At 61.4% G+C, this 8,983-nt stretch carries 6 protein-coding genes; 5 read left to right on the forward strand and 1 reads right to left on the reverse strand.

Annotated elements, in window-relative coordinates; all coding sequences use genetic code 11:
• Positions 1–61: 61 nt before the first annotated feature.
• Entirely contained in the window at positions 62–1,708 is a 1,647-nt protein-coding gene (locus tag GJ668_RS18810) for a 7TM diverse intracellular signaling domain-containing protein (protein WP_343032249.1), read from the reverse strand.
• Between the two features lie 288 nt (positions 1,709–1,996).
• Here GJ668_RS18810 and GJ668_RS18815 point away from each other — a divergent pair, with 288 nt between their 5' ends.
• The 5 genes from GJ668_RS18815 to GJ668_RS18835 all read left to right on the forward strand — a co-directional run.
• On the forward strand, positions 1,997–3,859 hold the full coding sequence (locus GJ668_RS18815; RefSeq protein WP_246195007.1) for a sensor histidine kinase: 1,863 nt from the start codon (positions 1,997–1,999) through the stop codon (positions 3,857–3,859).
• Positions 3,856–4,476: a response regulator transcription factor gene (locus tag GJ668_RS18820; protein WP_155451641.1), complete on the forward strand. Its 621-nt coding sequence runs from the start codon at positions 3,856–3,858 to the stop codon at positions 4,474–4,476. The genes GJ668_RS18815 and GJ668_RS18820 overlap by 4 nt, the downstream gene beginning before the upstream one ends.
• Positions 4,477–4,819: 343 nt before the next feature.
• A complete protein-coding gene (locus GJ668_RS18825; RefSeq protein WP_222930822.1) occupies positions 4,820–6,568 on the forward strand; it encodes an arylsulfatase in 1,749 nt (582 codons plus the stop codon).
• A 312-nt stretch (positions 6,569–6,880) separates the two neighbouring features.
• Positions 6,881–7,897 carry a helix-turn-helix transcriptional regulator gene (locus GJ668_RS18830; RefSeq protein ID WP_155451642.1) on the forward strand — a complete coding sequence of 339 codons (1,017 nt, stop codon included), beginning with the start codon at positions 6,881–6,883 and terminating at the stop codon, positions 7,895–7,897.
• Positions 7,898–8,012: 115 nt separating this feature from the next.
• Positions 8,013–8,983: sensor histidine kinase (locus GJ668_RS18835; RefSeq protein WP_246195008.1), on the forward strand; the 971-nt coding region annotated here is incomplete at its 3' end.

Below are 8,983 nucleotides of genomic sequence, written 5' to 3' on the forward strand. Positions count from 1 at the left end.
CTCGGGCATGGGCGACCTCGTTTAGCTTCTCCGAAGCGTTCTTGGCGGAACACCAATTTTATCAATTGGTTAAACGAGATTCGCCCTTTTTTATGAATAATTCGGGTTGTAACAGGCGGCTAAGCTGTTGTCCATCCGTAGGGGCCAGTGCCATGCCGATACTCGCACCGATACGGGCTTCGCCGGCGGGAGTCGGTATAGTGGAGGCCAGACTCTTAAGCAGTTTAGCGGCGACAACGCCCGCGTCGGCTTCCTGTGTGATGCCGCGCAGTATCAGCACGAACTCATCGCCACCGATGCGCGCCACACTATCGCCCTCGGCACGCACCAGGGCGCGCAACCGCTCGGCGACCGCGATCAACACGGCATCACCGGCTTCATGACCCAGTTGGTCATTGACGGGCTTGAAATGGTCGAGATCCACGACCATCAGCGCATAGGGTGTCTGTCGATCACGCAGATCATTGACCCGCCGCAACAGCCCATCACGATTGAACAATCCAGTCAACGGATCGGTTTCAGCCCGCTGCTGGGCCTGCTGCTTCTCCTGTCTCAGCAATTCGATCCGCTGCGCCAGGGCGAGCGAGAACAGCATCATTTCCAGTGAAACCCCTGTCTGGAAGGCATGTTCGGCCCACAGTGCATCAGGGGCGATCCCAAGCGCACGCGCCAGAGTTACGAGTGCGCCGGTCAGTGGGGCGAATTGGGCGAGGAGGAACAAGCGCGCCGGTCGATAACCACGCCACAGAACGCGCAGCGTCGCGACGAAGATCAGCAGCGTCATGGTGGCGCCGACCCAGAACGCCAGTTGGTTCCCCAGACTATATTGACCGGCGATCGCCAAAGCGATCATTCCCAGCGCGGCCAGCATGATCGTGCGTAAAGCCAGATCAAAAACCGGTGCCTGTCTGAGGGTATCGAGAAAGCGGCGAGTCCACCAGGACAGGGCGATGAAATGCAGCGCGGGTAACAGAACGTGCTGATAATCGGCCAGCCAGAGATTCGTTGGCCAGAGGTATTGGTAGGCGTGGCCATTCAATTCGAGAATGACCATCAACGAGGTCAGACAGGTGATCACATAGAATCCATAGAGCGAATCGCGCAGTACGCTCCAGAGAAAGGTGTTGTAAATCAGCATCCCCAAAATGATGCCGTAGCTGATGCCCAGCCAGAGATTTTCGTTCGCGATGCGCTCGCGCAACGATTGAGATCCCCACAGTCGCACGGGAACGGCCAGACTGTCTCCGGTCGACACGCGCAGATATAGGCTGTAGGTGCCGGGGCCGGGCAGTTTGAGCGGAAAGAGGAACAGCCGATGCGCGAGCGGGCGCTCGGTAAAAGGTTGGTGATTGCCCGAGCGCGTCATCTGATAGTGGCCATCGGCATCAGGGACATAGAGACGCAGGTCATCCAATGACGGCAGAGCCACTTCCAGCCACCAGTGACCGTTGTCAGGCTTCACGGCTCCGGCGTTCTCATGCACGTCGAGTTTCAGCCAGATCGCATCACGGGTAAAGCCAAAGCCCACTTGTCCCGCAAGCGGAGTGAAGGATCGCTCACGGACTTGATCGAAGTCCAGACGACCGCTTGGATCGCGCAACACGGAGAGATAGCCTTCGGCGCGCTGACCTTGAGGGCGTTCCTCCAGCACCAGCACGGCGGCCCAGACATCAGTCAGACAGAGCGCACTCAGCGTCAACAAAATCACGATTTTGTATAATGCGATCTTCGAATTTTTTGTTTTTGACTTCTGATCTTGAGGCGTTCTAAGCACTCGTCATGGCCTCCAGTGCCCGATAGCGTAAGGATGGAATGGGCTGTTGTCGGCCCGGATCCCGGCCACTCATGTATTTGCTCGACGGGGCCACGGCGGTGGCTGGAGCCAGGGCCTAAAACGTCCAGTCCACCGTATTGGTCATCAGCACGCCCACCCGCTACAGTATGCGGCGCAGCCAAGAGCTGAATTGTCCCTTATTTCTCCCGAGGCCGCGCCTTAATGATGTATCGAGCAAAGCGCAGATCGATTGTCCGGCTTTGGGTCGCGTGCTGGCTCTTGTTCGCGCAGGCCGTTTCGGCCGAGGAGAACCTGTGTGTCCTCGTCCTCTATTCGAACCATCGCTTGCTGCCGGCGAATCTCGAATTCGAAGCTGGTCTGCGCGAGACGCTCGCTAAATCGACGGAGCTGAACGCCGAGTTTCTCGACTATCCCCGTTTTGACAGCGAGTCCTACCTGGACGCCATGACCGCCTTTCTGCACGAGAAGTATGCGTTGCGACCGCCGTCCGTGCTGGTCGTCGGGGGCAAGGGGGCGCTTGAGTTCGTGCTCCGCCATCGCGACGAGCTGTTTCCACGGGTCCCGGTCATCCACGGGGCGGTTCCTCAGTCGTTCCTGCAATCGCGCCCACCTCTGCCGGCCGATGTGGTTGGTGTTCCGATCAAATTCGATTTTCCAGGCACCATTGAGCTTGCGCTGCGCTGGCATCCGCGCGCCCGACGGCTGCTGGTGGTGACGGGCGTCTCCGCGCAGGATCGGGCCTGGGAAGCCGAGTTGCGCTCTGATGTGTCGCGATTCCAGGACCGAGTCACCACCGAATTTCTTGCCGGCCTGCCGACCGATGCGCTGTTGCAACGGCTGCGTGCGTTGGGTGGCGATACTGTGGTATTTACGCCGGGCTACTTCGAGGACGGTGTCGGCCACTTGTTTTCTCCGCGTGAAGCCGTTGGGCTCATGGCCGCTGCCGCCGCCGCGCCGGTGTACGGACCTTTCGATACCTTTATCGGCACCGGCATCGTCGGTGGCTCCATGCCGAATTTCGCGGCCATGGGGCGGCAGGTAGGTCACCTCGTGAATGACTGGCTTGCCGGCGGCGCACCCGCCGCGCAGCGCTTGCCGGAGATTGCGCCCACAGCCGTAAACCTCGACTGGCGACAGATCCAGCGGTGGGACATCGACCCGAGTGCGATTCCGGACGACGCCATCGTGCGATTCAAGCCCCCGACGCTCCTGGAGCAATATGCCACCGAAACGGGTGTCGCCATTGTCGTCTTCCTGGTGCAGGCTGGGCTGATCGCCGGACTCCTGTTCGAACGCCGCCGCCGCCGCCGCATGGAGCTGGCCGTACATCAACAGCGCTGCGAACTCGCTCATGCCTCGCGGCTGGCGGTCGCTGGGGAGTTGACGGGCGCGATCGCCCACGAGATCAACCAACCCCTCGGCGCGATTCTAAGCAACGCCGATGCCGCCGACCTCCTGCTCGCCTCCGGAGCGGATCGGCGTGACGAACTCCGCGCAATCTTGGCCGACATTCGTCAGGACGACTTGCGGGCCAGCGAGGTCATCCGCCGCCTGCGGGCGCTGCTCGCCAAGCAGCCCGTCGACTGGCATCCCTTCGATCTCAACGAGGCGATCCGCGAGCTGGAGCCCGTGCTGCGCGCCGAAGCGCGGCGGCGCCGGGTGGCGCTCGACCTGCGACTGACCGCGACCGCCCCTCTCCTGCTCGGTGATCGCATCCAGATCCAGCAGGTACTCATCAATCTGGCGCTCAACGCCATGGATGCGGCCAACGGCCTGCCCGAGGCGCGACGTGCGGTCGCCGTGTCCGTCGAACACGACGCGGATCGATTGATACTGGTGGTTCGCGATCGCGGACCGGGCATCGCCCCCGAGCATCTGCCGCAGCTGTTCGATTCGTTCTTCAGCACCAAGTCCCAGGGCATGGGACTGGGGTTATCCATCACCCGCACCCTTGTCGAGGCTCACGGCGGGCGCGTTTGGGCCGAATCGGGTTCCGGCATGGGTGCGGTGTTCCGGGTCGAATGGCCAGCGGCCGACGGCGCGGGCACACCGGAGCCGGTATGACCACTCCTTCACCCCTGATCCACGTCGTCGATGACGACGAGTCACTGCGCACGGCGCTGCTGCGGTTGCTTGATGCGGCTGGCTTCAACGCGCGCGGCTACGCCTCAGTCGGCGATTTCCTGTTGCAGGCGCCGCCGGATGGTCCCGGTTGCGTGCTGCTGGATGTGCGGATGCCGGGGCCGTCGGGTCTCGACCTGCAAGCCGCTCTGCGGCGCCAGAGCAATGCGCTGCCGGTTGTTTTTCTCACTGGCTACGCCGACGTGGCCGCCAGCGTGCAGGCGATGAAGGCCGGGGCGGTGGATTTTCTGACCAAGCCGGTCGAACGCGAGGCCCTGTTCGACGCGCTCCAGCGTGCGCTTGCCCGCGACGCGGCCCAGCGCATGGCCCGTGCGCAAGCGGAGCAATTGCGCGCCGCCTTTGCCACGCTGACGCCCCGCGAGCAAGCGGTTTTCGACCGCGTCGTCGCTGGTCAACTCAACAAACAGATCGCCGATGCGCTAGGAATCGCGGAACGCACCGTCAAGATGCAGCGCGCGCAAATGATGACAAAGCTGGGCGTGAGTTCAGTCGCCGAACTCGGCCGGTTGGCTGAGCGGCTGCAATACTTGCCCGATTGATCAAGTCCGCATTCGCGATCACGCTCGCTTTTGCCCTTTCGGGCAAATCCCCTTGCCCTTTTGTCCGATAGTCTTGTTGCCGTTGCGGTGGGATTATCAAGGACAATGTGACAGACTGGATTAGTCAGATATTTCATTCATTGGGGAAGAGCCAGTGGCTTGCCTATCTGGCCAACCCGTTTCGCAGCACCGTATGGCTGGACGCCACCGACGCCGCGATCACAGCCGCGAAGCCGCAACGAGCACCCGATTTACTTTAGTTCCCTCGTCGCCAACCCTAACCCCATCGCCGCCTTTGGGCGCGGGGCTCTGATACCACTTCTTAAACCGGAGGATAGTGCGCATGCGACTCAACGAACGAAGGGCCCTGAAATTGCTCCCCATGGCGGGGCTCAAAACCGCCGGCTCGATGCTGGCCCTAACGGCCTGTCTCACCATCGGCAACGCCCAGGCCGCCGACCCCAGTGACAAGCCCAACATCCTGTTCATCATGGGCGATGACATCGGCATCATGAACGTGGGAGCTTACCATCAGGGCCTCATGGTCGGGGAGACGCCCAACATCGACCGCCTCGCGAATGAAGGCGCGCGGTTCATGACCTATTATGCTGAGCAGAGCTGCACGGCCGGTCGTACCGCCTTCTTCACCGGCATGCATCCGTTGCGCGCCGGCATGGTCATGCCGCAGCTTCCGGGTGCCACCAGTTCGCTGTTGCCGGGCACGCCCGCGCTGGCCAAATTCCTGCTGGATCTCGGTTACAACACCGGCGAGTTCGGCAAGAACCACCTCGGCGACAAATCGGCGTCGCTGCCAACGGCCCACGGCTTCCAGGAGTTCTGGGGCTACCTCTATCACCTCGATGCCATGCAAGGGGTGAGCTTCCCCGACATCAACAAGTCGCCGACTGATCAGACCGTTGTTCCGCCCTGTAAGAACACCCCGGTCAAGGGACTCGCAGAGGTGCCCGGTGCCGTGGATCCGAAGACCGCACTCTGTATGACCCCGCCACGGCCTGTCATCCACTGTACTTCTTCGGACGGCACGGAAAAGAACCAGAGCTGCAAGGACATGGGGCCGCTGACGCTCGAACGCTCCAAGACCGTGGACGAAGAGATCTCCGCCCAAGTCATCGACTTCCTCGACCGCAACGACCCCGAGAAAACCGGCAAGCCATTCTTCGTCTGGTATAACCCGGCGCGCATGCACGTTACCACCATGCTCTCGGACGAGTACATGGACATGCTGGGCGAGAAGGGCGGCAAGGACTGGGGTATCAACGAAGCCGGCATGAAGCAGATGGACGACAACATCGGCTACGTGCTGAAAAAGCTCGAGGACATGGGCGAGCTCGACAACACCATCGTCGTCTTTACCACCGACAATGGCGCCGAGACGATCACCTACCCGGACGGCGGTATCACGCCCTTCCGCGGCGGCAAGCTCACCACCTGGGAAGGCGGTATGCGTGCTCCGATGATCGTGCGCTGGCCGGGGCACGTCAAGGCTGGCTCGAACCCGGACCAGATCTTCTCGTCACTGGACTGGGTGCCCACCTTCGTCAATATCGCCGGCGGGCCTGCGGGTGATGCCCTGAAGAAGCAGATTGAGGCCGGCAAGTACCCCGGCATCGTCAAGACCACGCTCGACGGCTTCGATCAGCGGGATTACCTGGAAGGCAAGTCCGATTCGGCACGCGATACGTTCTTCTACTACACGGGTAAAGATCCTTCGGCGGTGCGGTACAAGAACTGGAAGTTCTACTACACGATGATTTCTTCCAATGCGACGGAGGCGTTCAATCCTCCAACCACCTATCACTGGACCTATGTCAGCAACCTCAAGCGTGATCCCTTCGAACGGTCGGTCGCGTCGGTTGATGGAACCCTCTTGGGCTACGGCGGCGCCTTGGCGGCTCCAAGCACGGCGTACATCTATGACTGGAACCTGCTGCCCATGGGGCAGTTGCTGTGGCTGAAGGAGCTCGAGACCTATCGGGACTTCCCCTCGCTGCAGATGCCGGCCAGCTACAACCTGGATCAGGTGATCGAGGCGATGCAGTCTGCGAAACACATCAGCCACGCGGGTGAGTAGCCGAGCACCCTAGCGGTTGTAGTGTATTGAAGTAACAAAGCCGGCGGCCTGAACATGTCGCCGGCTTTATTTCAATCACCAAGCCCTCTATAGACGACCTCTTCAAAATCCTCGCCACCACGCTTGCCGGCCTATTTGCTCGTGAGCCGGGATTGATCGTGACCTGCATGGAGTCGGAGACTTGATCCCCGCTTGCAACGCATGTGATGACCATATCGGCCTCGGATGCGGCCTGGCTTCATGGCCTCAATGTAACCATTTCACGCCAATCTGCGTGGCGTCCCCGTCCAAGCCCATCACGGAGACAGCAACATGCATATCCCTGTCGTAAGGGCACAGCATGTGATCGATCATATCAAAGTCCTCCGAGAGGCTGGCGTGCCGGTCGAGCGAGAGCTAGAGCACTCGCGGCTCCCTGCTTTTATTGAACAAACGCCCGATGCTTACGTCAGCTTGCCGCGCGCCCTCGACTGGGCTTGGCGGTCGAGCCGTGAGGTTGGAATCATGGAAGTCGGCTTCCTCGCTGGACGCACGGCTTCGCTCAGTACGCTCCATAACGATGTGCAGCGTGCGGTGATGGGGGCTTCCACCGGACTTTCCCGCATCGAGGCCCTGTCCAACCAGGCGCATCGGGAAAACAGCGCCTTAAAGATCGACATTCGCCGTGAAGGCGTCGAGCGACGCGTGGTTTGTGAAGTACAGGGTTTTCAGAACAGTGCTTTTGTCGGGTTCGCTGAGTGGAAAGCGATCGTGGGGATCATCAACATTGTGCGCAGTGCCGCAGGACCTGACTGGTGCCCGGCCGAAATCACTTTCGTCTCGCGTGGGCGGCCCTCGGACGCCGCGCTGGAAGCGTACGGCAACGCCCGCATCCTGACCGGTCAACGGTACTGCTCGATACTGGTCGCGGCGGCCGACATCGCGCAGACCTGCATTGACCGCCGGTCAACCTCCGATGATATCAACGATCCGACGAATCCACCGCGAACCCCACTCGGCTTGGGCGACGCCTGGGACTTTGTGACCGCCGTGCGTGCACTCATCCGTCCCTATCTCGCGCAGGGTCATCCGCCCCTGTCGCTGGTGGCCGAGATCGTTGGCATGAGCGAGCGCACCTTGCAGCGTCGGCTGGCGCAATGCAGATTGACTTATTCTCAAGTTGTTCAAGAGGCGCGTTTCTCGATCGCCTCTGACCTATTGGCTGATTCTGACCTGAACATCGCCGACATTGCGTTTGCCGCTGGCTACGAGAACGCACCGCATTTTTCCAGGGCGTTTAAGCGGCTGACCGGCGTGACGCCGCGCGATTACCGCTGCAGTCTAGCGTGACGCATCGACGACGGACATGATGCCCTGTTGCGCTTGCCGCAGTTTCGATTTCGCTTCCAAGCTGTATCGGGCAAAGCACAGATCGATTGTTCGACTTTGGGTCGCGTGCTGGCTCTTGTTCGTACCGGCCGTTTCGGCCGAGGAGAAACCGTGTGTCCTCTATTCCAACCATCGCTTGCTGCCGGCGAATCTCGAATTCGAAGCCGACCTGCGCGAGACACTGGCTAAATCGACGGAGCTAAACGCCGAGTTTCTCGTCGGCCTGCCGACCGATGCAATTCCGGACGACGCCATCGTGCGATTCAAGTCCCCGACGCTCCTGGAGCAATATGCCACCGAAACAGTTGTCGCCACTGTCGTCTTCCTGGTGCAGGCTGGGCTGATCGCCGGACTCCTGTTCGAACGCCGTCACCGCCGCCGCATGAAGCTGGCCGTATATCAACAGTGCTGTGAACTCGCTCATGCCTCGCGGCTGGCGGTCGCTGAGGCGTTGACGGGCGCGATTGCTCACGAGATCAACCAGCCCCTCGGCGCGATTCTGAGCAACGCCGATGCCGCCGACCTCCTGCTCGCGTCCGGTGCGGATCGGCGTGACGAACTCCGCGCAATCTTGGCCGACATTCGTCAGGACGACTTGCGGGCCAGCGAGGTCATCCGCCGCCTGCGGGCGCTGCTTGCCAAGCAGCCCGTCGACTGGCATCCCTTCGATCTCAACGAGGCGATCCGCGAGCTGGAGCCCGTGCTGCGCGCCGAAGCGCGGCGGTGCCGGGTGGCGCTCGACCTGCGACTAGCCGCGACCGCCCCTCTCCTGCTCGGTGATCGCATCCAGATCCAGCAGGTGCTCATCAATCTGGCGCTCAACGCCATGGATGCGGCCAACGGCCTGCCCGAGGCGCGACGTGCGGTCGCCGTGTCCGTCGAACACGACGCGGATCGATTGATACTGGTGGTTCGCGATCGCGGACCGGGCATCGCCCCCGAGCATCTGCCGCAGCTGTTCGATTCGTTCTTCAGCACCAAGTCCCAGGGCATGGGACTGGGGTTATCCATCACCCGCACCCTTGTCGAGGCTCACGGCGGGCGCGT

This window comes from Allochromatium palmeri, assembly GCF_009720725.1.
Classification (GTDB): domain Bacteria; phylum Pseudomonadota; class Gammaproteobacteria; order Chromatiales; family Chromatiaceae; genus Thermochromatium; species Thermochromatium palmeri.

Excerpts from the sequence above, each read along its gene's own strand:
- GJ668_RS18820 (WP_155451641.1), top strand. The coding sequence starts at position 3,856 with ATGACCACTCCTTCACCCCTGATCCACGTCGTCGATGACGACGAGTCA.
- GJ668_RS18825 (WP_222930822.1), top strand. The coding sequence starts at position 4,820 with ATGCGACTCAACGAACGAAGGGCCCTGAAATTGCTCCCCATGGCGGGG.
- GJ668_RS18830 (WP_155451642.1), top strand. The coding sequence starts at position 6,881 with ATGCATATCCCTGTCGTAAGGGCACAGCATGTGATCGATCATATCAAA.
- GJ668_RS18815 (WP_246195007.1), top strand. The coding sequence starts at position 1,997 with ATGATGTATCGAGCAAAGCGCAGATCGATTGTCCGGCTTTGGGTCGCG.